This window comes from Pseudomonas sp. WOUb67 (assembly GCF_050058005.1).
Taxonomy (GTDB): domain Bacteria; phylum Pseudomonadota; class Gammaproteobacteria; order Pseudomonadales; family Pseudomonadaceae; genus Aquipseudomonas; species Aquipseudomonas putida_R.
This window is the reverse complement of sequence record NZ_CP170112.1, coordinates 2,757,819-2,784,419: the sequence shown is the minus strand read 5'-3', so window position 1 is coordinate 2,784,419 and position 26,601 is coordinate 2,757,819. Positions and strand designations below refer to the sequence as shown.

24 protein-coding genes and 1 pseudogene are annotated in these 26,601 nt (G+C 62.2%); 19 read left to right on the top strand and 6 right to left on the bottom strand.

All coding sequences use genetic code 11. From position 1 onward, the window contains the following. The first annotated feature begins 27 nt into the window (after positions 1-27). Both fusA and ABOC32_RS12440 read left to right on the top strand, forming a co-directional pair. Positions 28-2,139: an elongation factor G gene (fusA, locus tag ABOC32_RS12445; protein ID WP_426811214.1), complete on the top strand. Its 2,112-nt coding sequence runs from the start codon at positions 28-30 to the stop codon at positions 2,137-2,139. Between the two features lie 260 nt (positions 2,140-2,399). Beyond that, positions 2,400-2,585: pseudogene (locus ABOC32_RS12440) on the top strand (RHS repeat-associated core domain-containing protein); the annotation flags it as partial. 568 nt (positions 2,586-3,153) lie between these two features. Here the strand turns inward: ABOC32_RS12440 and ABOC32_RS12435 are convergent. Continuing rightward, on the bottom strand, positions 3,154-4,596 hold the full coding sequence (locus tag ABOC32_RS12435) for a SulP family inorganic anion transporter (RefSeq protein ID WP_426811213.1): 1,443 nt from the start codon (positions 4,594-4,596) through the stop codon (positions 3,154-3,156). Between the two features lie 316 nt (positions 4,597-4,912). On the opposite strand from ABOC32_RS12435, the gene ABOC32_RS12430 reads away from it, so the two are divergent. Together ABOC32_RS12430 and aceA are read left to right on the top strand one after the other, a co-directional pair. Beyond that, complete coding sequence (locus ABOC32_RS12430) at positions 4,913-5,647, top strand: secretin N-terminal domain-containing protein (protein ID WP_086978468.1); 735 nt, start codon at positions 4,913-4,915, stop codon at positions 5,645-5,647. A gap of 493 nt (positions 5,648-6,140) precedes the next feature. Then, positions 6,141-7,466: an isocitrate lyase gene (gene aceA / locus ABOC32_RS12425; RefSeq protein WP_012273289.1), complete on the top strand. Its 1,326-nt coding sequence runs from the start codon at positions 6,141-6,143 to the stop codon at positions 7,464-7,466. Positions 7,467-7,703: 237 nt separating this feature from the next. On the opposite strand, the gene ABOC32_RS12420 is transcribed toward aceA, so the two are convergent. Further along, a complete protein-coding gene (locus tag ABOC32_RS12420; RefSeq protein ID WP_234226879.1) occupies positions 7,704-7,967 on the bottom strand; it encodes a DUF3077 domain-containing protein in 264 nt (87 codons plus the stop codon). Positions 7,968-8,546: 579 nt separating this feature from the next. Between ABOC32_RS12420 and ABOC32_RS12415 the strand changes: the two genes are divergently transcribed. The 14 genes from ABOC32_RS12415 (at position 8,547) to nuoN (ending at position 24,563) form a co-directional block, all read left to right on the top strand. Next, complete coding sequence (locus ABOC32_RS12415) at positions 8,547-9,209, top strand: lysoplasmalogenase (RefSeq protein ID WP_426811212.1); 663 nt, start codon at positions 8,547-8,549, stop codon at positions 9,207-9,209. 381 nt (positions 9,210-9,590) lie between these two features. Further along, positions 9,591-10,004: an NADH-quinone oxidoreductase subunit A gene (locus ABOC32_RS12410; RefSeq protein WP_003251427.1), complete on the top strand. Its 414-nt coding sequence runs from the start codon at positions 9,591-9,593 to the stop codon at positions 10,002-10,004. A gap of 10 nt (positions 10,005-10,014) precedes the next feature. Then, a complete protein-coding gene (locus tag ABOC32_RS12405) occupies positions 10,015-10,692 on the top strand; it encodes a NuoB/complex I 20 kDa subunit family protein (RefSeq protein ID WP_012313769.1) in 678 nt (225 codons plus the stop codon). 78 nt (positions 10,693-10,770) lie between these two features. After that, on the top strand, positions 10,771-12,552 hold the full coding sequence (nuoC, locus tag ABOC32_RS12400) for an NADH-quinone oxidoreductase subunit C/D (RefSeq protein ID WP_426811211.1): 1,782 nt from the start codon (positions 10,771-10,773) through the stop codon (positions 12,550-12,552). Between the two features lie 2 nt (positions 12,553-12,554). Beyond that, entirely contained in the window at positions 12,555-13,052 is a 498-nt protein-coding gene (gene nuoE, locus ABOC32_RS12395; RefSeq protein ID WP_019470486.1) for an NADH-quinone oxidoreductase subunit NuoE, read from the top strand. Beyond that, positions 13,049-14,428, top strand: coding sequence for an NADH-quinone oxidoreductase subunit NuoF (nuoF, locus tag ABOC32_RS12390; RefSeq protein WP_426811210.1), 1,380 nt, complete (start codon positions 13,049-13,051; stop codon positions 14,426-14,428). Before nuoE ends, nuoF begins: the two co-directional genes overlap by 4 nt. A gap of 133 nt (positions 14,429-14,561) precedes the next feature. Next, the gene (gene nuoG / locus ABOC32_RS12385) at positions 14,562-17,276 is read left to right on the top strand and encodes an NADH-quinone oxidoreductase subunit NuoG (RefSeq protein ID WP_426811209.1); all 2,715 of its coding nucleotides are present in this window, start codon (positions 14,562-14,564) and stop codon (positions 17,274-17,276) included. Next, positions 17,273-18,280, top strand: a complete 1,008-nt coding sequence (gene nuoH, locus ABOC32_RS12380) for an NADH-quinone oxidoreductase subunit NuoH (RefSeq protein WP_012273297.1) — start codon at positions 17,273-17,275, stop codon at positions 18,278-18,280. Before nuoG ends, nuoH begins: the two co-directional genes overlap by 4 nt. 11 nt (positions 18,281-18,291) lie before the next feature. Continuing rightward, a complete protein-coding gene (nuoI, locus tag ABOC32_RS12375) occupies positions 18,292-18,840 on the top strand; it encodes an NADH-quinone oxidoreductase subunit NuoI (RefSeq protein ID WP_003251442.1) in 549 nt (182 codons plus the stop codon). A gap of 10 nt (positions 18,841-18,850) precedes the next feature. After that, positions 18,851-19,351 (top strand): NADH-quinone oxidoreductase subunit J, encoded by a 501-nt coding sequence (gene nuoJ / locus ABOC32_RS12370; RefSeq protein ID WP_086978409.1) that lies wholly within the window; start codon positions 18,851-18,853, stop codon positions 19,349-19,351. 3 nt (positions 19,352-19,354) lie between these two features. After that, complete coding sequence (gene nuoK, locus ABOC32_RS12365; RefSeq protein WP_003251446.1) at positions 19,355-19,663, top strand: NADH-quinone oxidoreductase subunit NuoK; 309 nt, start codon at positions 19,355-19,357, stop codon at positions 19,661-19,663. Continuing rightward, positions 19,660-21,513 (top strand): NADH-quinone oxidoreductase subunit L, encoded by a 1,854-nt coding sequence (nuoL, locus tag ABOC32_RS12360; protein ID WP_426811208.1) that lies wholly within the window; start codon positions 19,660-19,662, stop codon positions 21,511-21,513. The genes nuoK and nuoL overlap by 4 nt, the downstream gene beginning before the upstream one ends. Before the next feature lie 40 nt (positions 21,514-21,553). Further along, complete coding sequence (nuoM, locus tag ABOC32_RS12355; protein WP_016498748.1) at positions 21,554-23,086, top strand: NADH-quinone oxidoreductase subunit M; 1,533 nt, start codon at positions 21,554-21,556, stop codon at positions 23,084-23,086. 7 nt (positions 23,087-23,093) lie between these two features. Further along, a complete protein-coding gene (nuoN, locus tag ABOC32_RS12350; RefSeq protein ID WP_234226874.1) occupies positions 23,094-24,563 on the top strand; it encodes an NADH-quinone oxidoreductase subunit NuoN in 1,470 nt (489 codons plus the stop codon). A gap of 81 nt (positions 24,564-24,644) precedes the next feature. Here the strand turns inward: nuoN and ABOC32_RS12345 are convergent, their stop codons facing one another. Continuing rightward, on the bottom strand, positions 24,645-24,908 hold the full coding sequence (locus ABOC32_RS12345) for an ogr/Delta-like zinc finger family protein (protein ID WP_019470481.1): 264 nt from the start codon (positions 24,906-24,908) through the stop codon (positions 24,645-24,647). 179 nt (positions 24,909-25,087) lie between these two features. Here ABOC32_RS12345 and ABOC32_RS12340 point away from each other — a divergent pair, with 179 nt between their 5' ends. Beyond that, positions 25,088-25,480, top strand: a complete 393-nt coding sequence (locus ABOC32_RS12340; RefSeq protein ID WP_426811207.1) for a helix-turn-helix domain-containing protein — start codon at positions 25,088-25,090, stop codon at positions 25,478-25,480. On the opposite strand, the gene ABOC32_RS12335 is transcribed toward ABOC32_RS12340, so the two are convergent. From ABOC32_RS12335 to ABOC32_RS12325, 3 genes are read right to left on the bottom strand one after another with little or no spacing between them, the layout of a single operon-like run. Further along, positions 25,477-25,839, bottom strand: a complete 363-nt coding sequence (locus tag ABOC32_RS12335; RefSeq protein ID WP_426811206.1) for a hypothetical protein — start codon at positions 25,837-25,839, stop codon at positions 25,477-25,479. The two genes, ABOC32_RS12340 and ABOC32_RS12335, sit on opposite strands and share 4 nt — an antisense overlap. Beyond that, complete coding sequence (locus ABOC32_RS12330) at positions 25,832-26,179, bottom strand: head completion/stabilization protein (protein ID WP_426811205.1); 348 nt, start codon at positions 26,177-26,179, stop codon at positions 25,832-25,834. The genes ABOC32_RS12335 and ABOC32_RS12330 overlap by 8 nt, the downstream gene beginning before the upstream one ends. 11 nt (positions 26,180-26,190) lie before the next feature. Further along, a complete protein-coding gene (locus ABOC32_RS12325; RefSeq protein ID WP_426811204.1) occupies positions 26,191-26,439 on the bottom strand; it encodes a helix-turn-helix domain-containing protein in 249 nt (82 codons plus the stop codon). Between the last annotated feature and the right edge of the window lie 162 nt (positions 26,440-26,601).

Genomic DNA, 26,601 nt, shown 5'->3' with positions numbered 1-26,601 from the left:
AATCCGCCCATCCGCAGGTAGTCCGCCATGGCCCGCACAACGCCCATCGAGCTGTACCGCAATATTGGTATCGTCGCCCACGTGGACGCCGGCAAGACCACCACTACCGAGCGGATCCTGTTCTACACCGGGGTCAACCACAAGATGGGCGAGGTGCATGATGGCGCCGCGACCATGGACTGGATGGCCCAGGAGCAGGAACGCGGCATCACCATCACCTCGGCGGCGACCACTGCGTTCTGGCAGGGCTCGACCAAACAGTTCGCGCACAAGTACCGCTTCAACATCATCGATACCCCCGGCCACGTCGACTTCACCATCGAGGTGGAGCGCTCGTTGCGCGTGCTCGATGGCGCGGTTGTGGTGTTCAGCGGTGCTGACGGGGTAGAGCCGCAGTCCGAGACGGTCTGGCGCCAGGCCAACAAATACCATGTGCCACGCCTGGCCTACATCAACAAGATGGACCGCCAGGGCGCCGACTTCCTGCGGGTGGTCAAGCAGATCGACCAGCGCCTGGGGCACCACCCGGTGCCCATTCAGCTGGCCATCGGCAGCGAAGAAAACTTCATCGGCCAGATCGACCTGGTGAAGATGAAGGCCATCTACTGGAACGATGCCGACCATGGCACCAGTTACCGCGAAGAAGAGATCCCCGACGAGCTCAAGGCACTGGCCGACGAATGGCGTGCGCACATGCTTGAAGCGGCGGCCGAGGCCAATGATGAGCTGACCATGAAGTTTCTCGACGGCGAGGAACTGAGCATCGACGAGATCAAGGCGGCGCTGCGCCAGCGCACCATCGCCAACGAAATCGTGCCGACCATCCTGGGCTCATCATTCAAGAACAAGGGCGTACCGCTGATGCTGGACGCGGTGATCGACTACCTGCCAGCCCCGTCGGAAATCCCGGCGATCAAGGGCACCGACCCCGACGACGAAGAAAAACACCTGGAACGCCACGCCGACGACAAAGAGCCGTTTTCGGCCCTGGCGTTCAAGATCGCCACTGACCCGTTCGTCGGCACCCTCACCTTCGCCCGGGTGTATTCCGGTGTGCTCAGCTCCGGCAATGCGGTACTCAACTCGGTCAAAGGCAAAAAGGAGCGCATCGGCCGCATGGTGCAGATGCACGCCAACCAGCGCGCAGAGATCAAGGACGTGTGCGCCGGCGACATCGCAGCGTTGATCGGCATGAAGGACGTGACCACCGGCGACACCCTGTGCGACATGGACAAGCCGATCATCCTCGAACGCATGGACTTCCCTGACCCGGTGATTTCCGTGGCCGTGGAGCCGAAGACCAAGGCCGACCAGGAAAAAATGGGCATCGCCCTGGGCAAGCTGGCCCAGGAAGACCCGTCATTCCGTGTGCGCACCGACGAAGAAACCGGCCAGACCATCATCTCGGGCATGGGCGAGCTGCACCTGGACATCATCGTCGACCGCATGCGCCGCGAGTTCAACGTCGAGGCCAACATCGGCAAGCCGCAGGTGGCCTACCGCGAAAAAATCCGCAATACCTGCGAGATCGAGGGGCGTTTTGTGCGCCAATCCGGCGGCCGCGGCCAGTACGGCCATTGCTGGATCCGTTTCGCCCCCGGCGACGAAGGCAAGGAAGGCCTGGAGTTCATCAACGAGATCGTCGGCGGCGTAGTGCCGCGCGAGTACATCCCGGCAATCCAGAAAGGCATCGAGGAACAAATGAAGAACGGCGTGCTCGCCGGTTACCCGCTGATCAACCTCAAAGCCGCAGTGTTCGACGGCTCTTACCACGACGTCGACTCCAACGAAATGGCCTACAAGATCGCCGCTTCGATGGCCACCAAGCAGCTGTCGCAGAAAGGCGGCGCGGTGCTGCTGGAGCCGGTGATGAAGGTAGAGGTGGTTACGCCCGAAGAGTATCAGGGCGACATCATGGGCGACCTGAGCCGGCGCCGAGGGATGATCCAGGACGGCGACGAGACGCCTGCTGGCAAGGTCATTCGCGCCGAAGTGCCACTGGGGGAGATGTTCGGCTATGCCACCTCAATGCGCTCGATGACCCAAGGGCGAGCAAGCTACACGATGGAGTTCACCCGCTATGCTGAAGCACCAGCGAGCATCGCCGATGGCATCGTCAAGAAGAACCGCGGGGAGTAGCGCTTAGCGCACCCTATCAGCCTTGCCAGTTGGTGAAGTTTTGCGAACATTTCAAACTGCTGCGAACTCAATGGCCCACAGGACTGCACATACGGTTTTTTATGAAAATTCACTCATGCGCCACGACTTCAGCGAAACAGGCGGCAACCGACTTGTCCAAGCCGACTTTACACAGGCCGCAAAGCTCGAAGAGCGGGGCAGGTGCTTTCTTGCCATTTGGCTTTACCTCATGGAGCAAGAGCACCGCTCCCTCACTGTTATTCCAAGGTGAAAGGTTTGACCATTCCGGCGTTTACCTGCTGGGCGTGGGCTATCATCGCCCTTATAACCCAAAGTTAATGCGCTTTCACTCACCCGACATCCTGAGTCCTTTCGGCGCAGGCGGCATCCACGCGTATGCGTATTGCTCCGGCGACCCCATCAATCACGTTGACCCGACCGGGCACTCTCCTGTACGGATGAAGCGTTCCATATCCATTAGCACGCTGCCACTCGACAACGATACCGTCAGCCGCATTCTGGCAAACAAACAATTCGTGGACACAATCAGCGATTCTTTCCTTCCTGCAATGCCGAGGAAATCGAACTACAAAGAAATGGATATCATCAGCACGATTGAGCAAAAGCTCGACAACGAACGGGCAAAGGCCATCACAAGCCAACTTGAAAAAGTACTCTCTGACAGGCGAATGCATAAAGCGTCCACTCTCAGTGACACCTACCCTATAAGCTATGAAAAAGCATTGGAGCAAGAAGCGAAAGCCGAGGTCTTTCGGAATCGACAGAGGGCGACGACACCAACCGTCGATCCCCTGTCAAAGAAAATGGCGAACGCAGCCACAGCCTCAAGGCAAAAAGCACTCAGCCAGCTCGAACGCTTGAAGAATGTGAAAGACCGAATCAGAAAAGGTTGATAGACCTGCCTGCTCCACATTCTGATCGAGAAAGCTGGCCCACTCACCACTCGATACCGCACAGCGCGCGCAGGCCGCTACGCCTATCATGCCGACAACCTCAAGGTTGCTCGCCAGCCCGCTTCAACAGCTTCTTGCACCGCTCAGACAAGTGCACCACGCGCAAATGCTTGCCCGCCTTGGCATAGCGCTCACGCAAGGTCTTTAGCGCCGCAACCGCCGAATAATCGACAAAGCTCAAATGCTGGCAGTCCAGCGTCACTTGGGCCGGGTCCTTTGCCGCATCAAACTGGTTGAGGAACGAAGTGGTCGAGGCAAAGAACAGCGTGCCATGCACCTGATACCGTTTGCCGCCTTCCGCGTCTTCGTGGCTGTCGGCATACAGCTCACGCGCATGCTGCCAGGCAAAATTCAGCGCCGCGATGATGATGCCGAACATTACCGCCATGGCCAGGTCGGTAAACACTGTCACGATGGTTACCGCAATGATCGCCAGCACATCGTTGACCGGCACCTTGTGCAGCACCCGCAGCGACGCCCAGGCGAAGGTCTGCTGGGCCACCACGAACATCACCCCGACCAGCGCCGCCAGCGGAATGCGCTCGATCAAAGGCGACAGGAACAGCACGAACAGGAGGATCATCACCCCCGCCACCACGCCCGACGACCGGCCGCGGCCGTTGGAGCTGAGGTTGATCACGGTCTGGCCAATCATCGCGCAACCGCCCATGCCGCCGCACAGGCCCGAAACCATGTTCGCCGCGCCCAGGGCCACGCACTCGCGGTCCGGGAAGCCACGGCTCTCGGTAATTTCATCGGTCAGGTTAAGGGTAAGCAGGGTTTCCAGCAGGCCGACCATGGCCATCAGCACCGCGTAGGGGGCGATGATCTTCAGGGTTTCCAGGTTCCAGGGTACATCCGGCCACGCCAGCCCCGGCAGGCCACCGGCGATGTGCGCCATGTCACCCAGGGTGCGGGTGGGCAGCCCCAGCAGGTACACCAGCAGGCCCACGCCAAGAATCGCCACCAGCGCCGGCGGCACCGCACGGGTCAGTTTCGGCAGCACGTAAACTACCGCCATGGTCAGCGCTACAAGGCCGATCATCAGGTACAGCGGCGCGCCACTGAGCCAGTGCTCACCGTCCTTGAAATGCTCCAGCTGGGCCATGGCAATGACAATGGCCAGGCCGTTGACGAAGCCGAGCATGACCGGGTACGGCACCAGGCGCACCAGCTTGCCTAGCCGTAGCAAGCCGAACAGGATCATCACCACGCCACCCAGCAGCACCGTGGCCAGCAGGTATTGCGCGCCGTGCTGCACCACCAGTGCGACGATCACCACCGCCATGGAGCCAGCAGCACCGGAAATCATCCCGGGCCGCCCGCCGAACAGCGCAGTCAGGGTACAGATGATGAACGCGCCATACAGGCCCATCAACGGGTTGAGGTGGGCCACCAGGGCAAAGGCGATGCACTCGGGCACCAGGGCGAACGAGGTGGTCAGGCCGGCGAGCAGGTCGGCGCGTAGTCGGGCGGGTTTCATGAGATTCCTGTGTTGGCCGAATACTTGCCCAGGACACTCCCTCAGAACCACTGGAGCGCCCAGGCACCTATGCGGCCTTTTAGAGCGGGGAAAATAGAGGGAGGAATGTTACGTAATTTGTCCAACAGCAGCCACTGCGTGATGCCCTCAGGCTGGCTGACCAGGCTTGCGACGTGGGATTATCTGCAATTATCTGGCTGACTATAATTTATAGCGCCCTGGATAAAGCCACTATAGAAGCCAGGTTTTGATGACCATCCAGCACAAGCAGGATGCCTTGGCCATCATGGCGCTTCCCCCTGCGGAGATCATGGACATGCCGCTACGCCCCCTTTTCGCCTCCTTGCTGCTGGTTGCCAGCCTCGCCGCCCAGGCCGCCACCGAGGTGTTGCCACTGCAGCACCGCGCCAGTGCCGAACTGTTGCCTGCGGCACAGGCATTCATCGGCAAGGACGGCACGGTGAACGCCTTCGAGAACAAGCTGATCGTCAACGCCAGCCCCGAGCGCATCGACGACCTGCGCGCCTTGCTGCAACAGCTGGACTCCGCTCCCAAGCGCCTGCTGATCAGCGTCGACAACAACGACAGCAACTTTCAGGACAACCGCGGCAACGCACGCGTCATCCACTACGGCACCAGCAACCGTGAGGGCGGCATGCAGCAGGTGCAGGCCAGCGAAGGCCAGCCTGCGCTGATTCAGGTTGGCCAGAGCATCCCGATCACCAGCACCAGCACCGACGGCTACGGGCGCATCCAGAGCAACACCGAATACCGCAACGTGACCCAGGGTTTCTACGTCACGCCAAGCCTGAGCGGTGACACGGTTCGTCTGCAAATAAGCACCAATAACGACCGCATCAGCCAGGAACGTGCAGATGTAGTAAAAGTGCAGAGTACCGACACGACCGTCACCGGCAAGCTCGGCGAATGGATCACCCTGGCCGGCTACAACCAGCAGAGCCAAGCCGACCGCAGCGCGTCAAGCCGCAGTTACAGCACCCAGCGCGGTGAAAACATGACTTTGCGTGTAAAAGTCGACCTTCTCGACTGAACCCAGGCAACTCAAGGCCTCGACCAAAGGCCTAGAAACTGACCGCCAAGTCGCATTAGACCAAAGATGTAGTAAGTGAAAAAAGTCACTACAAAACATTTGACAGGGTCTTTTTCCCAAGGGCATGATGGCCTCGCTCCCGCTAATCAGGGGCCCTGGCAAGGGCCTTCGAGGCGTGCTCCTCCCACCCCTGGAGGCGCCTCGTGTCTATACGGCCCACAAGGCGGTTCGACGGGATTGCGACTGCAACGAAGAAGTTGTCCCGAGGGACGGAAGCGCATCACCCCAGTACTGGCAATCGCGTAGCACCGCAGCAAGGCAACCACGAGCCGACCTGCCGGAGCACACCTTCGCCTGGCCTGCCCACCCTTCCCCCTTCGAGCCTTCGCGTTCGCCGCCGCACTCCTGCGAACAGGACAGCCGCCAAGCGCCCTGATCTGCACCCGAGCATCAGCACAATTAACCCAAGATCGATGCGACGAGGTTTATTTCCATGGCACTGACACGCGAACAGCAAATTGCAGCCCTCGAGAAAGACTGGGCCGAGAACCCGCGCTGGAAAGGCGTGACCCGTACCTACACCGCCGCTGATGTCGTTCGCCTGCGTGGCTCCCTGCAGCCAGAGCACACCCTGGCCCGCCAGGGCGCAGAAAAACTGTGGAAGCTGGTCACCCAAGGTGCCCACCCGTCCTTCCGCCCTGAAAAAGATTTCGTCAACTGCATGGGCGCCCTGACCGGCGGCCAGGCAGTCCAGCAGGTAAAGGCTGGCATCCAGGCCATCTACCTGTCCGGCTGGCAAGTAGCCGCCGACAACAACTCGGCCGAGTCGATGTACCCTGACCAGTCGCTGTACCCGGTCGACTCTGTACCGACTGTGGTCAAGCGCATCAACAACTCGTTCCGTCGCGCCGACCAGATCCAGTGGAAAGCCGGCAAGAACCCGGGCGACGAAGGCTACATCGACTACTTCGCGCCGATCGTGGCGGACGCCGAAGCCGGTTTCGGTGGCGTACTGAACGCCTACGAACTGATGAAGAACATGATCGAAGCAGGCGCCGCCGGCGTGCACTTCGAAGACCAGCTGGCCTCGGTAAAAAAATGCGGCCACATGGGCGGCAAGGTGCTGGTACCGACCCAGGAAGCCGTACAGAAGCTGGTGGCCGCGCGCCTGGCAGCTGACGTATCGGGCGTACCGACCATCATCCTGGCCCGTACCGACGCCAACGCCGCCGACCTGCTGACCAGCGACTGCGACCCGTACGATCAGCCGTTCGTGATCGGCGAGCGTACCCGTGAAGGCTTCTACAAGGTCCGCGCCGGCCTCGACCAGGCCATCTCTCGCGGCCTGGCCTACGCGCCATACGCCGACCTGATCTGGTGCGAAACCGCCAAACCAGACCTGGACGAAGCCCGTCGCTTCGCCGAAGCGATCAAGAAGGAGTACCCGGACCAGATCCTGTCGTACAACTGCTCGCCTTCCTTCAACTGGAAGAAGAACCTGGACGACGCCACCATCGCCAAGTTCCAGCGCGAGCTGTCGGCCATGGGCTACAAGCACCAGTTCATCACCCTGGCTGGCATCCACAACATGTGGCACGGCATGTTCAACCTGGCGCACGACTACGCCCGCAACGACATGACCGCCTACGTGAAGCTGCAAGAGCAGGAATTCGCTGACGCCAGCAAAGGCTACACCTTCGTGGCGCACCAGCAGGAAGTGGGCACTGGCTACTTCGACGACATGACCACCGTAATCCAGGGTGGCGCATCGTCGGTGACTGCGCTGACCGGCTCGACCGAGGAAGAGCAGTTCCACTGATAGTGGCTTGCCGCTGAACAAAGGCCCAGGGCTCTCGCGAGCCTTGGGCCTTTCTTTTTGCCGATAACAGACCGACCAGAAATACACGGAACCTGTAGGAGCGGCCTTGTGTCGCGAAAGGGCTGCGCAGCAGCCCCAGGGTTTCGGCGCAGATGCACAAATTGCCGGGGCTGCTGCGCAGCCCTTTCGCGACACAAGGCCGCTCCTACAGGGGTGATCGTGCAGGCCTGCGGACTATCAGTGCTTCATGCCCAGCTCTGCGTCATCCATCAGCGCCTTGGCCATTGCACTCAGGTAGTGAGCAGCCCAGATCATCATGGGCTTCTCCTCCATCAGGCCAGTGATGGTCAGCTCACGGACATAGCCCATCAATTCCGACGACTGCTCACGGGCATCGCGGCAGGGAATGCCGGGTTCGATTCGGAACAGTGGGTGGGTGCCATTTTCGCCTTGATAGAAAGTGGTCTTGCCGACGGTGAGCTGGGTGTCTTCTGTTGTCATTGTTCAATCCCCTGAGAATTCTCTAATGCCTGGGCCGGCCCTTCGCGGGCACGCCCGCTCCCACAGGTACTGTGCAAGTCTTGAAGCCTGTGGTGATCCTGTGGGAGCGGGTTTACCCGCGAAGGGGCCGGCCCTCACAACACATCAAGCAGCCTTAGTGCGAAGTCCTGGGCTCTACGGGCATCTGCACCTGAACCAAGGCCGACTCAAGCAAAGCCCGTAGCGCCTCCAGTTCGTGCATGGAGGTCATCATCAGGATCGATGCCGGTGATCTGGGCTGAAGCAGCAACGCCTGATGCCTTTCGGGCCAGTTAATCCTGAGGCGGCGGCGCGCGGCCGCTTGGCGCTCACATCGATATCGTGTCGGGCACACAGGGCGGTCGCGTGCAGCGGCACAGGCGTGACTGGCCCAAAACAGATGTAGGAGCAGCCTTGTGCTGCGAAGCGCCGCGCGGGCGGCGCTCGATCTCACAGGCGCCGCATTCCTTTCGCCAAGCCCATGGCAGCCCTGACACAACCCAAAGAGCAAAACCCAGGATCAGGTCTATGCTTGAGGCAGCACAGCAGCAAGGACCGCCCATGCCTCGTCCAAGCCACCTGATGATTCTCGCCCTGGCCGCCGCTGCCCTCTATCTATATGCACTGGCCAGCGACAACACCCTGCTCGCCCTGCTGGCCAAGCCCGTTCCCGTCCTGGCGCTTATCGCCTGGCTGCGCGGCGCCCCTGCCACACCGTATGGCAGGTGGATCTCGATCGGCCTGGGCTTCTCGGTCCTCGGCGACATACTGCTGGCCGTCCCCGCCGACCTGTTCGTGTTCGGCCTGGCCGCCTTCCTGTGTGCCCACCTGGCCTACCTGCGCGCCTATTGCGGCGTTACCCAGCGCCCCGCCCTGCCCGCACTGATAGCCAGCGCCATCACCGGTATCGCGCTGCTCGGCGTACTTGCCAACCACGGCCTCGGCCCGTTGCTGATCCCGGTCGCACTGTATGCCCTGGCAATCAGCGCCATGCTCTGGCGCGCCCTGGCCTGCGGCGGACTGGCGGCGCTCGGCGCCGGCCTGTTCGTGCTCTCCGACAGCATGATCGGCATCGACCGCTTCGTCAGCCCGTTCGCCGCCGCGCCGTACCTGATCATCCTCACCTACTGGCTCGGCCAATGGGCGATTGCTTCATCAGCCAGTCACCGCTCAACCGATAAAGTATTGACCCAGAGCGGTGCACGCAGTGTCGGAAGCTGCTAGAACAGGAGTCTTTCGCATTTGCAAGTAGGGGGAATCGCCAGATGAACTTTACAAGGCACAGAACAGCCAAATTACATGGCATCAGGCCAAATGATATTAATTATCATTCCGAAACTTGTAATTCGTTACCAGTCGCAAGAAACATAATTAACAAAACCGCACGCAATGCCCGAATTTCAAGGCTTTCAGCCATTTACGAGTGCCTTTTGTTCTTAATCCTACGAATAAATTTGCGACAGAAATTTTACTTGCACCCGGTTTCCCCATAAAATCAGCGCGATTGATTCAGCTGCGACATTTGGTCACTGCACCTGCGACACCACGTCGCCGCTTTACTTATTTCAGACTGCAGAGCTGGGTCTCTGTATAAGGATCTCTAGCATGTCCGATTCGGCAGGACTCATCGCCCACAACTGGGGCTTTGCCATCTTCCTCCTGGGTGTCGTCGGCCTGTGTGCCTTCATGCTCGGCCTGTCCAGCCTGCTCGGTAGCAAGGCCTGGGGTCGCGCCAAGAACGAACCCTTCGAATCCGGCATGCTGCCCGTCGGCAGCGCCCGCCTGCGCCTGTCCGCCAAATTCTATCTGGTCGCGATGCTGTTCGTGATCTTCGATATCGAAGCCCTCTTTCTCTTTGCATGGTCTGTGTCCGTCCGCGAAAGCGGCTGGACCGGGTTCGTCGAAGCTCTCGTTTTCATAGCAATTCTGTTGGCAGGTCTTGTCTACCTATGGCGCGTCGGTGCTCTTGATTGGGCTCCCGAAGGTCGCCGCAAGCGGCAAGCGAAGCTGAAACAATGAGGCTTTGGCAATGCAATACAATCTCACCAGAATCGATCCGGATGCGCCTAACGAGCAGTACCCGGTAGGTGAACGGGAAACCGTCACCGATCAACTGCTAGAGGACCAGGTCCACAAGAACATCTACATGGGGAAACTCGAAGATGTGCTGCGTGGCGCGGTCAACTGGGGTCGCAAGAACTCCCTCTGGCCGTACAACTTCGGCCTGTCCTGCTGCTACGTGGAAATGACCACGGCCTTCACGGCGCCCCACGACATCGCCCGCTTCGGCGCCGAAGTCATCCGGGCATCGCCGCGTCAGGCCGACTTCATGGTCATCGCCGGTACCTGCTTCATCAAGATGGCGCCGATCATCCAGCGCCTGTATGAGCAGATGCTCGAGCCGAAATGGGTCATCTCCATGGGTTCGTGCGCCAACTCCGGTGGCATGTACGACATCTACTCGGTCGTTCAGGGGGTCGACAAGTTCCTCCCCGTGGACGTCTATGTGCCTGGCTGCCCGCCACGCCCTGAGGCTTTCCTGCAAGGCTTGATGCTGTTGCAGGAGTCGATCGGCCAAGAACGACGCCCGCTTTCCTGGGTTGTTGGTGATCAAGGTATTTACCGTGCCGAGATGCCAGCCCAGAAAGACCTGCGTCGTGAGCAGCGCATTGCAGTAACCAACCTGCGCAGCCCCGACGAAGTCTGATCCAGCGACCTGCCGCCCGCTCCCCTGGAGCCGGCGGCCTGGCTTCATTCTTAACGTTGACCCAAAGCGACCGAGACCATGACAGCGGACAACGCTATTTTTATTCCGCCCTACAAGGCTGACGACCAGGATGTGGTCGTCGAACTGAACAACCGTTTTGGCGCCGAAGCATTCGTCGCCCAGGAAACCCGCACCGGCATGCCCGTGCTGTGGGTCAAGCGCGCCCAGCTCAAAGAGGTGCTCAGCTTCCTGCGCGGTGTCGCCAAGCCTTACAGCATGCTGTACGACCTGCACGGCGTCGACGAACGCCTGCGCACCCAGCGCCGTGGCCTGCCGGCCGCCGACTTCAGCGTGTTCTACCACCTGATGTCGATCGAGCGTAACAGCGACGTGATGATCAAGGTGTCGCTGAGCGAAGGCGACCTGAACCTGCCGACCGTGACCGGTATCTGGCCAAACGCCAACTGGTACGAGCGCGAAGTATGGGACATGTTCGGCATCGACTTTGCCGGCCACCCGCACCTCAGCCGCATCATGATGCCGCCCACCTGGGAAGGTCACCCGCTGCGCAAGGACTACCCGGCCCGTGCCACCGAGTTCGATCCCTACAGCCTGACCCTGGCCAAGCAACAGCTTGAGGAAGAGTCGGCGCGCTTCAACCCGGAAGCCTGGGGCATGAAGCGTCAGGGCGCCAACGAGGACTACATGTTCCTCAACCTCGGCCCCAACCACCCTTCGGCGCACGGTGCGTTCCGTATCGTCCTGCAGCTGGACGGTGAAGAGATCGTCGACTGCGTACCGGACATCGGCTACCACCACCGTGGCGCCGAGAAAATGGCCGAGCGCCAGTCCTGGCACAGCTTCATCCCCTACACCGACCGTATCGACTACCTCGGCGGGGTGATGAACAACCTGCCGTACGTACTGGCAGTGGAAAAGCTGGCAGGCATCAAGGTGCCGCAGAAGGTCGACGTGATTCGCGTCATGCTGGCCGAGTTCTTCCGGATCACCAGCCACCTGCTGTTCCTGGGTACCTACATCCAGGACGTGGGCGCCATGACCCCGGTGTTCTTCACCTTCACCGACCGCCAGCGCGCCTACACCGTGATCGAAGCGATCACCGGTTTCCGCCTGCACCCGGCCTGGTACCGCATCGGTGGCGTCGCCCACGACCTGCCGCGCGGCTGGGAGAAACTGGTCAAGGACTTCGTCGACTGGCTGCCCAAGCGCCTCGACGAGTACACCAAGGCTGCCCTGCAGAACAGCATCCTCAAGGGCCGTACCATTGGCGTTGCCGCGTACAACACCAAGGAAGCACTGGAATGGGGCACCACCGGTGCCGGCCTGCGCTCCACCGGTTGCGATTTCGACCTGCGCAAAGCCCGCCCTTACTCCGGCTACGAGAACTTCGAGTTTGACGTACCGCTGGCCCACAACGGCGATGCCTATGATCGCTGCATGGTCCGTGTCGAGGAGATGCGCCAGAGTATCCGCATCATCGACCAGTGCCTGCGCAACATGCCGGAAGGCCCGTACAAGGCGGATCACCCGCTGACCACGCCGCCACCGAAAGAGCGCACCCTGCAGCACATCGAAACCCTCATCACGCACTTCCTGCAAGTCTCGTGGGGCCCGGTCATGCCGGCCAACGAGTCGTTCCAGATGATCGAGGCGACCAAGGGCATCAACAGTTACTACCTGACGAGCGATGGCGGCACCATGAGCTACCGCACCCGGATCCGTACCCCGAGCTACCCGCACCTGCAGCAGATCCCTTCGGTGATCAAAGGCAGCATGGTCGCCGACCTCATTGCGTACCTGGGCAGTATCGACTTCGTTATGGCTGACGTGGACCGCTAAGCATGAACAGCACGCTTATCCAGACAGACCGTTTCGCCCTGAGCGAAACAGAGCGCTCGGCCATCGAGCACGAGATGCATCACTACGAGGACCCGCGCGCGGCGTCCATCGAAGCCCTGAAGATCGTCCAGAAGGAACGTGGCTGGGTGCCGGACGGCGCCATTCACGCCATCGGCGACGTGCTCGGCATCCCGGCCAGCGACGTCGAGGGTGTCGCCACCTTCTACAGCCAGATCTTCCGCCAGCCGGTCGGCCGCCACATCATCCGCGTGTGCGACAGCATGGTCTGCTACATCGGCGGCCATGAATCGGTCGTCAGCCAGATCCAGAGCGAACTGGGCATCGGCCTCGGCCAGACCACCGCCGACGGCCGTTTCACCCTGCTGCCCGTGTGCTGCCTGGGCAACTGCGACAAGGCCCCGGCGCTGATGATCGACGACGACACCTTTGGCGACGTGCAGCCCGCTGGCGTCACCAAACTGCTGGAGGGTTACGTATGACCATTACTTCCTTCGGCCCGGCCAACCGCATTGCGCGCACCGCCGAAACCCACCCGCTGACCTGGCGCCTGCGTGACGACGGCGAGCCGGTATGGCTTGCCGAGTACCAGGCCAAGAACGGCTACGCCGCTGCCCGCAAGGCACTGAGCGAGATGTCGCAGGACGACATCGTGCAGAACGTCAAGGACTCCGGCCTCAAGGGCCGTGGTGGCGCAGGCTTCCCCACTGGCGTGAAGTGGGGCCTGATGCCCAAAGACGAATCCATGAACATCCGTTACCTGCTGTGCAACGCGGACGAAATGGAGCCGAACACCTGGAAGGACCGCATGCTGATGGAGCAACAGCCCCATCTGCTGGTCGAGGGCATGCTGATCAGCGCCCGCGCCCTGAAGGCCTACCGTGGCTACATCTTCCTGCGTGGCGAATACACCACCGCGGCGAAAAACCTCAACCGCGCCATCGATGAAGCCAAGGCCGCCGGCCTGCTGGGCAAGAACATCCTGGGCTCCGGTTTCGATTTCGAGCTGTTCGTGCACACCGGTGCCGGCCGCTACATCTGCGGTGAAGAAACCGCACTGATCAACTCGCTGGAAGGCCGTCGCGCCAACCCGCGCTCCAAGCCGCCCTTCCCTGCCGCCGTGGGCGTATGGGGCAAGCCGACTTGCGTGAACAACGTCGAAACCCTGTGCAACGTGCCAGCCATCGTCGCCAACGGCAACGACTGGTACAAGTCGCTGGCCCGCGAAGGCAGCGAAGACCACGGCACCAAGCTGATGGGCTTCTCCGGCAAGGTGAAGAACCCGGGCCTGTGGGAACTGCCATTCGGCGTCACCGCCCGCGAGTTGTTCGAAGACTACGCCGGTGGCATGCGTGACGGCTTCAAGCTCAAGTGCTGGCAGCCAGGCGGCGCCGGTACCGGCTTCCTGCTGCCCGAGCACCTCGACGCGCAGATGTACGCCGGTGGCATCGCCAAGGTCGGCACCCGTATGGGTACTGGCCTGGCCATGGCAGTGGACGACAGCGTCAACATGGTGTCGCTGCTGCGCAACATGGAGGAGTTCTTCGCCCGCGAGTCGTGCGGCTGGTGCACGCCATGCCGTGACGGCCTGCCGTGGAGCGTGAAGATGCTGCGCGCACTGGAAAACGGGCAAGGCCGCGCCGAAGACATCGAGACGCTGCTGGGCCTGGTCAACTTCCTCGGCCCGGGCCGTACCTTCTGTGCTCACGCACCGGGTGCCGTCGAGCCGCTGGGCAGTGCCATCAAATACTTCCGGTCCGAGTTCGAGGCCGGTGTCGCCCCAGCATCCGCTGGTGACACCCTGCGCCCCAACCTGGCCAAGCCAATCCAGGCCGGGCCGATCGTGGTCGGCGCATAACAAGATGATTAGGCGGGTGGTCCGTGCCACTCGCCAGCTTGCCGGCAGGCCCGACTCATTCGCGGCGTGTCGCAAGCTCACCGATTTCCATTAGCCACGCCCGCTCACGCGGGCCAACGAAGAACTTTGAACAATGGCCACTATCCACGTAGACGGCAAAGCGCTCGAAGTCAACGGTGCAGACAACCTGTTACAGGCGTGTCTGTCGCTAGGCCTCGACATCCCTTATTTCTGCTGGCACCCGGCGCTTGGTAGCGTTGGCGCCTGCCGGCAGTGCGCGGTCAAGCAATACACCGACGAGAACGACACCCGTGGTCGTATCGTCATGTCCTGCATGACCCCTGCCTCCGACGGCACCTGGATTTCCATCGAAGATGACGAGTCCAAGGCGTTTCGCGCCAGCGTCGTCGAATGGCTGATGACCAACCACCCGCACGACTGCCCGGTGTGCGAGGAAGGCGGTCACTGCCACCTGCAAGACATGACGGTAATGACCGGCCACAACGAGCGCCGCTACCGTTTCACCAAGCGTACCCACCAGAACCAGGACCTCGGCCCGTTCATCGCCCATGAGATGAACCGCTGCATCGCCTGCTACCGCTGCGTGCGCTACTACAAGGACTACGCCGGTGGTACCGACCTGGGCGTCTACGGCGCCCACGACAACGTGTACTTCGGCCGCGTCGAAGACGGCGTGCTGGAGAGCGAATTCTCCGGCAACCTGACCGAGGTTTGCCCGACCGGCGTGTTCACCGACAAGACCCACTCCGAGCGCTACAACCGCAAGTGGGACATGCAGTTCGCCCCAAGCATCTGCCACGGCTGCTCCAGCGGCTGCAACATCAGCCCGGGCGAGCGCTACGGCGAACTGCGCCGTATCGAAAACCGCTTCAACGGCTCGGTCAACCAGTACTTCCTGTGCGACCGCGGCCGCTTCGGTTACGGCTACGTCAACCGCAAGGACCGCCCACGCCAGCCACACCTGGCCGACGGCACCAAGCTGGGCCTGGACGCTGCCCTGGACAAGGCTGCCGACCTGCTGCGCGGCCGTACCATCGTCGGTATCGGCTCGCCACGCGCCAGCCTCGAAAGCAACTACGGCCTGCGTGAGCTGGTCGGCGCCGAGTACTTCTACTCCGGCATGGAAGCTGGCGAACTGGCCCGCGTGCGCCTGGCCCTGAACGTGCTGAACAACAGCCCACTGCCGGTGCCGACCCTGCGCGACATCGAAGACCACGACGCCGTGTTCGTGCTCGGTGAAGACCTGACCCAGACCGCTGCCCGCGTCGCCCTGGCTGTGCGCCAGGCCACCAAAGGCAAGGCCGAGGCCATGGCCGAAGCGATGAAAGTGCAGCCGTGGCTCGACGCTGCGGTGAAGAACATCGGCCAGCACGCGCTGTATCCGCTGTTCATCGCCTCCCTGGCTGAAACCAAGCTGGACGACGTCGCCGAAGAATGCGTGCACGCCGCCCCGGCCGACCTGGCCCGGATCGGTTTCGCCGTGGCCCACGCCATCGACCCGAGCGCACCTGCCGTTGCCGGCCTGGACGGTGAAGCCAAGGCCCTGGCCCAGCGCATCGCCGACGCCCTGGTCGCCGCCAAGCGCCCACTGGTTGTAGCCGGTACCTCGCTGGCCGACCCAGCGCTGATCGAAGCCGCCGCCAACATCGCCAAAGCCCTTAAGCTGCGCGAGAAGAACGGCTCGCTGAGCCTGGTGGTGCCTGAAGCCAACAGCATCGGCCTGGCCATGCTCGGTGGCGAGTCCATCGATGCCGCGCTGGACGCGGTCATCAGCGGCAAGGCCGACGCCATCGTCGTGCTGGAAAACGACCTGTACGCCCGCGTACCGGCCGCCAAGGTCGACGCTGCCCTGGCTGCGGCCAAGGTGGTGATCGTTGCCGACCACTCGAAAACCCCGACTGTCGACCGCGCCCACCTGGTGCTGCCGGCGGCCTCGTTCGCCGAAGGCGACGGTACCCTGGTCAGCCAGGAAGGCCGTGCCCAGCGCTTCTTCCAGGTGTTCGACCCGCAGTACCTGGACAGCAGCATCCAGATCCACGAAGGCTGGCGCTGGATGCACGCCCTGCGTGCCACCCTGCTGAACAAGCCGGTGGACTGGACCCAACTGGACCACGTCACCAGCGCCTGCGCCGAAGCCGCCCCGCAACTGGCCGGCATCGTCAACGCCGCACCAAGCGCCGCGTTCCGCATCAAGGGCATGAAGCTGGCCCGTGAACCGCTGCGTTACTCCGGCCGTACGGCCATGCGCGCCAACATCAGCGTGCACGAGCCACGTACCCCGCAAGACAAGGACACCGCGTTCGCCTTCTCCATGGAAGGTTACTCGGGCTCCGCCGAACCGCGCCAGCAGGTGCCGTTCGCCTGGTCGCCGGGCTGGAACTCGCCGCAAGCCTGGAACAAGTTCCAGGACGAGGTCGGTGGCCACCTGCGTGCCGGTGACCCGGGCGTGCGCCTGATCGAATCGCAAGGCGACCGCCTGAGCTGGTTCAGCGCCATCCCGGGTGCCTTCAGCCCGGCCCGTGGCACCTGGACTGCCGTGCCGTTCTTCCACCTGTTCGGCAGCGAGGAAAGCTCGTCGCGCGCCGCCCCGGTGCAACAGCGCATCCCGGCTGCCTACGTGGCCCTGGCCAAGTCCGAAGCCGACCGCCTGGGTGTCAACGACGGTGCGCTGCTGAGCCTGAACGTTGCCGGTGTGGCCCTGCGCCTGCCGCTGCGCATCAATGAAGAGCTGGGCGCTGGCCTGGTCGCGTTGCCGAAAGGCCTGGCCGGCATTCCGCCTGCCATCTTCGGTGCATCCGTCGAAGGCCTGCAGGAGGCAGCACAATGAGCTGGTTCACCCCCGAAGTGATCGATGTGATCATCCAGGTCGTCAAGGCTATCGTGGTGCTGCTGGCCGTGGTGGTCTGCGGCGCCCTGCTCAGCTTCGTCGAGCGCCGCCTGCTGGGCTGGTGGCAGGACCGCTACGGCCCGAACCGCGTTGGCCCGTTCGGCATGTTCCAGATCGCTGCCGACATGCTGAAGATGTTCTTCAAGGAAGACTGGAACCCGCCCTTCGTCGACAAGATGATCTTCACCCTGGCGCCGGTCGTGGCCATGAGCGCCCTGCTGATCGGCTTCTCGATCATCCCGATCACACCGGGCTGGGGCGTTGCCGACCTGAACATCGGCCTGCTGTTCTTCTTCGCCATGGCCGGCCTGTCGGTCTACGCGGTGCTGTTCGCCGGCTGGTCGTCGAACAACAAGTACGCCCTGCTGGGCAGCTTGCGTGCTTCGGCACAGACCGTGTCGTACGAAGTGTTCCTGGGCCTGGCGCTGATGGGCGTGGTGGTGCAGGTGGGCTCGTTCAACATGCGCGACATCGTCGAGTACCAGGCACAGAACCTGTGGTTCATCATTCCGCAGTTCTTCGGCTTCTGCACCTTCTTCATCGCTGGCGTCGCCGTGACTCACCGTCACCCGTTCGACCAGCCGGAAGCAGAACAGGAACTGGCCGACGGCTACCACATCGAGTATGCCGGCATGAAATGGGGCATGTTCTTCGTCGGTGAGTACATCGGCATCATCCTCATCTCGGCGCTGCTGGTAACCCTGTTCTTCGGTGGCTGGCACGGCCCGTTCGGCATCCTGCCGCAAGTGCCGTTCCTGTGGTTCGCCCTGAAGACCGCGTTCTTCATCATGCTGTTCATCCTGCTGCGCGCCTCGATCCCGCGCCCGCGCTATGACCAGGTGATGGACTTCAGCTGGAAGTTCTGCCTGCCGCTGACCCTGATCAATTTGCTGGTGACCGCTGCGATCGTGCTTTACAACACGCCAGCCGTCGCGGCCCAGTGAGGATTTGACCCATGTTCAAGTATATCGGCGACATCGTTAAGGGCACCGGCACTCAGCTGCGCAGCCTGGCCATGGTGTTCTCCCACGGGTTCCGCAAGCGCGACACCCTGCAGTACCCCGAAGAACCCGTGTACCTGCCGCCGCGCTACCGCGGCCGCATCGTCCTCACCCGCGACCCCGATGGCGAGGAGCGCTGCGTAGCGTGCAACCTCTGCGCGGTGGCCTGCCCGGTTGGCTGCATCTCGCTGCAGAAGGCCGAGACCGAGGATGGTCGCTGGTACCCGGAATTCTTCCGCATCAACTTCTCGCGTTGCATTTTCTGCGGCCTGTGTGAAGAAGCGTGCCCGACCACCGCGATCCAGCTGACTCCGGATTTCGAAATGGCCGAGTTCAAGCGTCAGGACCTGGTGTACGAGAAAGAAGATCTGTTGATCTCCGGCCCCGGCAAGAACCCTGACTACAACTTCTACCGTGTTGCGGGCATGGCAATCGCTGGCAAGCCGAAAGGCTCTGCGCAGAACGAAGCCGAACCGATCAACGTGAAGAGCTTGCTCCCATAAGGACAGAAAGATGGAATTCGCTTTCTACTTCGCATCCGGGATCGCCGTGGTCTCCACCCTTCGGGTGGTGACCGGCACAAACCCCGTGCACGCCTTGCTTTACCTGATCATTTCGCTGATTTCCGTGGCCATGATCTTCTTCTCCCTGGGTGCGCCGTTCGCCGGCGCCCTGGAAGTGATCGCCTACGCCGGCGCCATCATGGTGCTGTTCGTGTTCGTGGTGATGATGCTCAACCTGGGGCCGGCCTCGGTCGCCCAGGAGCGCGGCTGGCTCAAGCCCGGTATCTGGGCAGGGCCGGTTATCCTCGGCACCCTGCTGCTACTGGAACTGCTGTACGTGCTGTTCGTGACCCCGAGCGGCGCTGGCATCAGCGGCACCACCGTGGGCCCGAAAGAAGTGGGCATCAGCCTGTTCGGCCCGTACCTGCTGGTGGTCGAACTGGCTTCGATGCTGCTGCTGGCTGCAGCCGTCACCGCCTTCCACCTGGGCCGCAACGAGGCGAAGGAGTAAATCATGGGTGCTATCCCTCTCGAACATGGCCTGGCGGTCGCCGGTATCCTGTTCTGCTTAGGTCTGGTTGGCCTGATGGTCCGCCGCAACATCCTCTTCGTACTCATGAGCCTGGAAGTCATGATGAACGCCTCTGCCCTGGCGTTCGTCGTCGCCGGCGCCCGTTGGGTCCAGCCCGACGGCCAGGTGATGTTCATTCTGGTGATCAGCCTGGCAGCCGCCGAGGCCAGCATTGGCCTGGCCATCCTGCTGCAGCTGTATCGCCGCTTCCACACTCTCGACATCGATGCTGCCAGTGAGATGCGCGGATGAACCTTATCTTCCTGACTTTCGTCTTCCCCCTGATCGGCTTCCTGCTGCTGTCGTTCTCGCGCGGGCGGTTCTCGGAGAACCTGTCCGCCCTGATCGGCGTCGGCTCGGTGGGCCTCTCGGCCGCCACCGCCGCCTACGTCATCTGGCAATTCAACGTCGCACCGCCTGAAGGCGGCGCGTACAGCCAGCTGCTGTGGCAGTGGATGTCGGTGGACGGCTTTGCGCCGAACTTCACCCTGTACGTGGACGGCCTGTCGGTCACCATGCTCGGCGTGGTCACCGGTGTCGGCTTCCTGATCCACCTGTTCGCGTCCTGGTACATGCGTGGCGAAGCCGGCTACTCGCGCTTCTTCTCGTACACCAACCTGTTCATCGCCAGCATGCTGTTCCTGATCCTCGGCGATAACCTGCTGTTCATCTACTTCGGCTGGGAAGGCGTGGGCCTGTGCTCGTACCTGTTGATCGGCTTCTACTACAGCAACCGCAACAACGGTAACGCGGCACTCAAGGCGTTCATCGTCACCCGTATCGGCGACGTGTTCCTGGCCATCGGCCTGTTCATCCTGTTTGCCCAGCTGGGTACCCTGAACGTGCAGGAACTGCTGGTGCTGGCACCGCAGAAGTTCCAGGCTGGCGACACCTGGATGGTACTGGCAACGCTGATGCTGCTGGGCGGCGCGGTCGGTAAATCGGCCCAGCTGCCACTGCAGACCTGGCTGGCCGACGCCATGGCGGGCCCGACCCCGGTTTCGGCACTGATCCACGCTGCAACCATGGTGACCGCGGGCGTGTACCTGATCGCCCGTACCAACGGCCTGTTCCTGCTGGCGCCGGACATCCTGCACCTTGTAGGTGTGGTCGGTGGCGTGACCCTGGTACTGGCCGGCTTCGCCGCGCTGGTACAGACCGACATCAAGCGTATCCTCGCCTACTCGACCATGAGCCAGATCGGCTACATGTTCCTGGCCCTGGGCGTTGGCGCCTGGGACGCGGCGATCTTCCACCTGATGACCCACGCCTTCTTCAAGGCCCTGCTGTTCCTTGCCTCCGGTGCGGTGATCGTTGCCTGCCACCACGAGCAGAACATCTTCAAGATGGGCGGCCTGTGGAAGAAACTGCCATTGGCCTACGCCAGCTTCGTGGTCGGTGGTGCTGCCCTGGCCGCCCTGCCGATCGTGACCGTGGGCTTCTACTCCAAGGACGAGATCCTCTGGGAAGCCTTCGCCAGCGGCAACACCGGCCTGCTGTACGCCGGCCTGGTCGGTGCGTTCATGACCTCGCTGTACACCTTCCGCCTGATCTTCATCGCCTTCCACGGCGAAGCCAAGACCGAAGCGCACGCAGGCCACGGCATCAGCCACTGGCTGCCGCTGGGCGTGCTGATCGTGCTGTCGACCTTCGTCGGCGCCTGGATCCACCCGCCGCTGGCAGGCGTGCTGCCTGAAAGCGCCGGCCACGCCGGTGGCGAAGCCAAGCACGCGCTGGAGATCACCTCGGGTGCCATCGCCATCGCCGGTATCCTGCTGTCGGCCCTGCTGTTCCTGGGCAAGCGCACCTTTGTCAGCGCGGTTGCCAACAGTGGCATCGGCCGTGTCCTGTCGGCCTGGTGGTTCGCCGCCTGGGGCTTCGACTGGATCTACGACAAGCTTTTCGTCAAACCGTACCTGCTGATCTGCCACATCCTGCGCAAGGACCCGGTAGACCGCAGCATCGGCCTGATTCCCCGGATGGCGCGTGGCGGCCATGTCGCCATGAGCAAGACCGAGACAGGCCAACTGCGCTGGTACACCGCCTCTATCGCCGTCGGTGCCGTGCTGGTACTCGGCGCCGTGCTGGTGGCTGCGGTATGACACTGAATCTTGCGACTTTGCCAAAGGAAACCAACCCGTCATGATTTTGCCTTGGCTGATCCTGATCCCCTTCATCGGCGGCTTCCTGTGCTGGCTGGGTGAGCGCTTCGGCGCCACCTTGCCGCGCTGGATCGCGCTGCTGACCATGTCCCTGCTGCTCGGCATCGGCCTGTGGCTGTGGGCGACCGGCGACTACACCCTCGCCCCCGCTCCGGGCGCCGAGCCTGCCTGGGCCCTGGAGTACAAACTCCAGTGGATCCAGCGCTTCGGCATCAGCATCCACCTGGCCCTCGACGGCCTGTCGCTGCTGATGATCCTGCTCACCGGCCTGCTCGGTGTGCTGTCGGTACTGTGTTCCTGGAAAGAGATCCAGCGCCACGTCGGCTTCTTCCACCTCAACCTGATGTGGATTCTTGGCGGCGTGGTCGGTGTGTTCCTGGCCCTGGACCTGTTCCTGTTCTTCTTCTTCTGGGAAATGATGCTGGTGCCGATGTACTTCCTCATCGCGCTCTGGGGTCACAGCTCGGCAGACGGCAAGAAGACCCGGATCTACGCGGCGACCAAGTTCTTCATCTTCACCCAGGCCAGCGGCCTGATCATGCTGGTGGCGATCCTTGGCCTGGTGCTGGTCAACTACAACACCACCGGCGTGCTCACCTTCAACTACAGCGACCTGCTCAAGGCCGAGCTGCCAGCCGGTGTCGAGTACGTACTGATGCTGGGCTTCTTCATCGCCTTCGCGGTGAAGCTGCCGGTAGTGCCGTTCCACTCCTGGCTGCCTGACGCTCACGCCCAGGCACCGACCGCAGGCTCCGTGGACCTGGCCGGTATCTTGCTGAAGACGGCGGCCTACGGCCTGCTGCGCTTCGCCCTGCCGCTGTTCCCGAACGCCTCGGCCGAGTTCGCGCCGATCGCCATGACCCTGGGCCTGATCGGTATCTTCTACGGTGCCTTCCTGGCCTTTGCACAAACCGACATCAAGCGCCTGATCGCGTTTTCCAGCGTCTCGCACATGGGCTTCGTGCTGATCGGCATCTACTCCGGCAGCCAACAGGCCCTGCAAGGCGCGGTGATCCAGATGCTGGCCCACGGCCTGTCGGCTGCGGCACTGTTCATCCTGTCCGGCCAGCTGTACGAGCGCCTGCACACCCGTGACATGCGTCAGATGGGCGGCCTGTGGCACCGCATTGCCTACCTGCCGGCCATCAGCCTGTTCTTCGCCGCAGCCTCGCTGGGCCTGCCGGGTACCGGCAACTTCGTCGGCGAGTTCCTGATCCTGATCGGCAGCTTCGCGCATGTGCCATGGATCACCGTGATCGCCACCACCGGCCTGGTATTCGGTTCGGTCTACTCGCTGATCATGATCCACCGCGCCTACTTCGGCCCGGCCAAGGCCGACACCGTGCTGGCTGGCATGGACGGCCGCGAGCTGATCATGGTGCTGGGCCTGGCGGTACTGCTGATCCTGCTGGGCGTGTATCCGCAGCCGTTCCTCGACACCTCTGCCGCCACCATGAGTGGTGTGCAGCAGTGGCTCGGTTCCGCTTTCACTCAACTCGCTTCGGCCCGGTAAGAGCGCTATGGAATTCACCACTCAACACTTCATCGCATTGGCGCCGATGCTGATCACCACCATCACCACGGTGGTGGTGATGCTGGCGATCGCCTGGAAGCGCAACCACTCGCAGACCTTCCTGCTGTCCACCGTGGGCCTGAACCTCGCCCTGCTGTCGATCCTGCCGGCGCTGAAGGTCGCGCCGCTGGCGATCACCCCGCTGATCACCATCGACAAGTTCGCCTGCCTGTACATGGCGATCATCCTGGTGGCGACGCTGGCGTGCGTCACCCTGGCCCACGCCTACCTCGGCGAAGGCTCCAAGGGCTTCCCGGGCAACCGTGAAGAACTGTACCTGCTGCTGCTGATGTCGGCCCTCGGTGGCCTGGTGCTGGTCAGCGCCAACCACCTGGCCGGCCTGTTCATCGGCCTGGAGCTGCTGTCGGTACCGGTCTACGGCCTGGTGGCGTATGCCTTCTTCAACAAGCGATCACTGGAAGCCGGCATCAAGTACATGGTGCTGTCGGCCGCAGGCTCGGCCTTCCTGCTGTTCGGCATGGCCCTGCTGTACGCCGATGCCGGCAGCCTGAGCTTCGACCAGATCGGCAAAGCCCTGGCAACCACCAGCATGCCAAGCCTGGTGGCCCAGCTGGGCCTGGGCATGATGCTGGTTGGCCTGGCCTTCAAGCTGTCGCTGGTACCGTTCCACCTGTGGACCCCGGACGTGTACGAAGGCGCCCCGGCACCGGTCGCCGCGTTCCTGGCAACCGCCAGCAAGGTGGCCGTATTTGCCGTTGTCGTGCGCCTGTTCATGCTCTCCCCTGCTGCCAGCAGCGGCGTGCTGAGCACCGTGCTGGCGGTGATCGCCGTGGCCTCGATCCTGGTCGGTAACCTGCTGGCGCTGACCCAGAGCAACCTCAAGCGACTGCTCGGTTACTCGTCCATTGCCCACTTCGGCTACCTGGTCATTGCCCTGGTCGCCAGCAAGGGCCTGGCCCTGGAAGCCATGGGCGTGTACCTGGTCACCTACGTGATCACCAGCCTGGGCGCCTTCGGTGTCATCACCCTGATGTCCTCGCCTTACGGCGGCCGTGATGCCGATGCCCTGTACGAGTACCGCGGCCTGTTCTGGCGCCGTCCTTACCTGACCGCAGTACTGACCGTGATGATGCTGTCGCTGGCGGGTATCCCGCTGACCGCCGGCTTCATCGGCAAGTTCTACATCATCGCCACTGGCGTCGAGTCGCACCTGTGGTGGCTGGTCGGTGCGCTGGTGATCGGTAGCGCCATCGGCGTTTACTACTACCTGCGCGTCATGGTCACCCTGTACCTGGTCGAGCCTAACCTGCGTCGCCACGACGCCCCGCTGAAGTGGGAACAGCGCACCGGCGGCGTCATGCTGCTGGCCATCGCCATTGTCGCCTTCGTGCTCGGCGTCTACCCGCAGCCGCTGCTGGAACTGGTCCAGCAAGCTGGCCTGCAACTGATCGGCTGATCGGTCCGGCAACACAAAACACCCCGCCTATGCGGGGTGTTTTTTTATCTGCGCAGTTATTTGCCTGCCCCCTGTAAAGCCTCACTCAACCGGGCTGGCCTGGCCTGCCCCAGGCAATGCGGCCTTGCGCAAATCGCCATTGGCCGAAGGCAGGTACACTTCCGGATTGGGCATCCCGCTGGGGGAGAGTTCATGGGTCATTTCGAATTCGGCGCGTACTGACCAGCCGCACGCCTCGGTGGTGCATTGCAAATAAGCGATACGCAGGAAAATATGGCGCCCTTCGCTAGTGCGTATGCGCATCCGGCTATGGCAATGCGGGCAAACCAGCTTGTAAGTACTCACGGCAAGTACCTGCTAGCATTGCCCAGGCCAGCTTGTGTGTCAGTATTGGCTGCAACTGTGGGTGTATTCTTCAATTTGATGGTTCTCATTGCAGAAGTGCTCCTTAAAACGCAGGGCTGTATTCATAACGAGTAGTTTAAGCCCATGGAATATCATTAAACCAGTCATGGATATTTGTTATGAGTACTCACGTACTTGCTGCGGTGCTCACCCGCCTGAAGCTTTTGACCGGCGCCCAGTCCGATGCCGATCTGTCACGCGCACTGTCGATCAGCCCGCAAACACTCAGCAGCTGGAAGGTACGCGACAGCATTCCGTACTCACTTTGCATAGAAATAGCCCGGCAGCACGCGTGCTCGCTGGACTGGCTGCTGCTGGGCGAAGTGGAGCAACGCCCCGCACGCCAAGGTGAAACAGGCTGGGAGTTCGACATGCTCGACCGGCTGCGCACGTTGTCGCCATGTGATCGCCAGGCCATCCTGCTGCTCATCAAGGACAAGCAACGCATCCGGCAGCTGGAACAGCAATTGAGCGAGCTGACCCGCCACCTGCCCAAGGCCGCCAGCGGCTAACCTCGGCGGCGCCAGCGCTGGATGAGTTCGCGCGGGTCGAGCGTGTCCAGCCAGACCATGACCTTGAGGCTGATGGGGATCACCACCACGGCAGCAACGAATGCCGCCATGCCACGGGTCAACAAGGGCGCCAATGACGAAACCAGCGGCTCGAACAGGTGCCCCACACCCACGGTCACGAACACCAGCAACAGCTTCTTGCCCAGCGTCAGGCGCCTGGTCGCACTGGTGATCAACCGGTCGCGCGCCGCGCCCACCAGCAATGCCCCCAGCAGCGAGGCAAACAATACACTGCCATCCACGCTCAGCAGTTCAATCAGCCACGGGGCCCAGCGGTCGACAACAGATGCCTCATGCATGAGCAGCCCCCCGACGCGCAGCAGGCAGGGAAGCGCTGGCGCCCAGGCTGTACATGACCGCAGCTTCGACAAAGCGGATGTAGCACACCCGCAATGCGCGCCCCTGGTCATGCCCGGCCACATCCTCAAGGCGCTTGTAGCCCCGTTCTCGCAGCACCGCGCGCCAGCGCGCGAATTCCCGGGCTGCATCGATGGCGGCACAACGTGCGGCCACTTCCAGGGCGGCCTCACTGACCGGCCATGTCAGGTTCAGGCGCTCACGCAGCCTGCCAAGGTCCACCCGTGGCCAGAATGGGTCATGGCTGTCGGCATAACGCGGTAACCGAGGGTCGTTGCTCATACCTCACCCCCTCATTGCTCAGCCAGCATGCCGTAGCGAATGGCCTTGATCACTGCCGCCACCCGGGTAGGCACATCGAACTTGCGCAGGATGTTGGACACGTGGAAGTTCACCGTCGACTCCTTGCATTCAAGGATCCGGCCGATCTCCCACGAGCTCTTGCCGTAGGCACACCACAACAGCACTTGCCGTTCACGTGGCGTCAGGCGAACCGGGGCGGCCGCCGGGGGTTGCTGCGGGTGTAGTGCGTTGTCAGTCATGCTGGTACTCCACGGGTGATTGAGCGTGGCATCGCTGCCGATCTGCAGACACCTTACGAAGCCCATGCCGCCTGGCTCCACCGCTGCGGCTTGTAAAGAACTTTCGTACAAAACCGTCTGACAAAAGTTACGCAAGATTTGCGGTCTTTCTGCGTGCTCCAA

Bases quoted from the DNA above. Each gene is read 5' to 3' on its own strand.
- nuoF (WP_426811210.1), top strand. From the start codon at position 13,049: ATGACCATTACTTCCTTCGGCCCGGCCAACCGCATTGCGCGCACCGCC.
- ABOC32_RS12325 (WP_426811204.1), bottom strand. From the start codon at position 26,439: ATGACTGACAACGCACTACACCCGCAGCAACCCCCGGCGGCCGCCCCG.
- ABOC32_RS12420 (WP_234226879.1), bottom strand. From the start codon at position 7,967: ATGACAACAGAAGACACCCAGCTCACCGTCGGCAAGACCACTTTCTAT.
- nuoN (WP_234226874.1), top strand. From the start codon at position 23,094: ATGGAATTCACCACTCAACACTTCATCGCATTGGCGCCGATGCTGATC.
- nuoC (WP_426811211.1), top strand. From the start codon at position 10,771: ATGACAGCGGACAACGCTATTTTTATTCCGCCCTACAAGGCTGACGAC.
- nuoG (WP_426811209.1), top strand. From the start codon at position 14,562: ATGGCCACTATCCACGTAGACGGCAAAGCGCTCGAAGTCAACGGTGCA.
- ABOC32_RS12430 (WP_086978468.1), top strand. From the start codon at position 4,913: ATGCCGCTACGCCCCCTTTTCGCCTCCTTGCTGCTGGTTGCCAGCCTC.
- nuoJ (WP_086978409.1), top strand. From the start codon at position 18,851: ATGGAATTCGCTTTCTACTTCGCATCCGGGATCGCCGTGGTCTCCACC.
- nuoE (WP_019470486.1), top strand. From the start codon at position 12,555: ATGAACAGCACGCTTATCCAGACAGACCGTTTCGCCCTGAGCGAAACA.
- fusA (WP_426811214.1), top strand. From the start codon at position 28: ATGGCCCGCACAACGCCCATCGAGCTGTACCGCAATATTGGTATCGTC.
- nuoH (WP_012273297.1), top strand. From the start codon at position 17,273: ATGAGCTGGTTCACCCCCGAAGTGATCGATGTGATCATCCAGGTCGTC.
- ABOC32_RS12340 (WP_426811207.1), top strand. From the start codon at position 25,088: ATGAGTACTCACGTACTTGCTGCGGTGCTCACCCGCCTGAAGCTTTTG.
- nuoI (WP_003251442.1), top strand. From the start codon at position 18,292: ATGTTCAAGTATATCGGCGACATCGTTAAGGGCACCGGCACTCAGCTG.
- ABOC32_RS12330 (WP_426811205.1), bottom strand. From the start codon at position 26,179: ATGAGCAACGACCCTCGGTTACCGCGTTATGCCGACAGCCATGACCCA.
- ABOC32_RS12410 (WP_003251427.1), top strand. From the start codon at position 9,591: ATGTCCGATTCGGCAGGACTCATCGCCCACAACTGGGGCTTTGCCATC.
- nuoL (WP_426811208.1), top strand. From the start codon at position 19,660: ATGAACCTTATCTTCCTGACTTTCGTCTTCCCCCTGATCGGCTTCCTG.
- ABOC32_RS12415 (WP_426811212.1), top strand. From the start codon at position 8,547: ATGCCTCGTCCAAGCCACCTGATGATTCTCGCCCTGGCCGCCGCTGCC.
- ABOC32_RS12435 (WP_426811213.1), bottom strand. From the start codon at position 4,596: ATGAAACCCGCCCGACTACGCGCCGACCTGCTCGCCGGCCTGACCACC.
- ABOC32_RS12335 (WP_426811206.1), bottom strand. From the start codon at position 25,839: ATGCATGAGGCATCTGTTGTCGACCGCTGGGCCCCGTGGCTGATTGAA.
- ABOC32_RS12405 (WP_012313769.1), top strand. From the start codon at position 10,015: ATGCAATACAATCTCACCAGAATCGATCCGGATGCGCCTAACGAGCAG.
- nuoM (WP_016498748.1), top strand. From the start codon at position 21,554: ATGATTTTGCCTTGGCTGATCCTGATCCCCTTCATCGGCGGCTTCCTG.
- nuoK (WP_003251446.1), top strand. From the start codon at position 19,355: ATGGGTGCTATCCCTCTCGAACATGGCCTGGCGGTCGCCGGTATCCTG.
- aceA (WP_012273289.1), top strand. From the start codon at position 6,141: ATGGCACTGACACGCGAACAGCAAATTGCAGCCCTCGAGAAAGACTGG.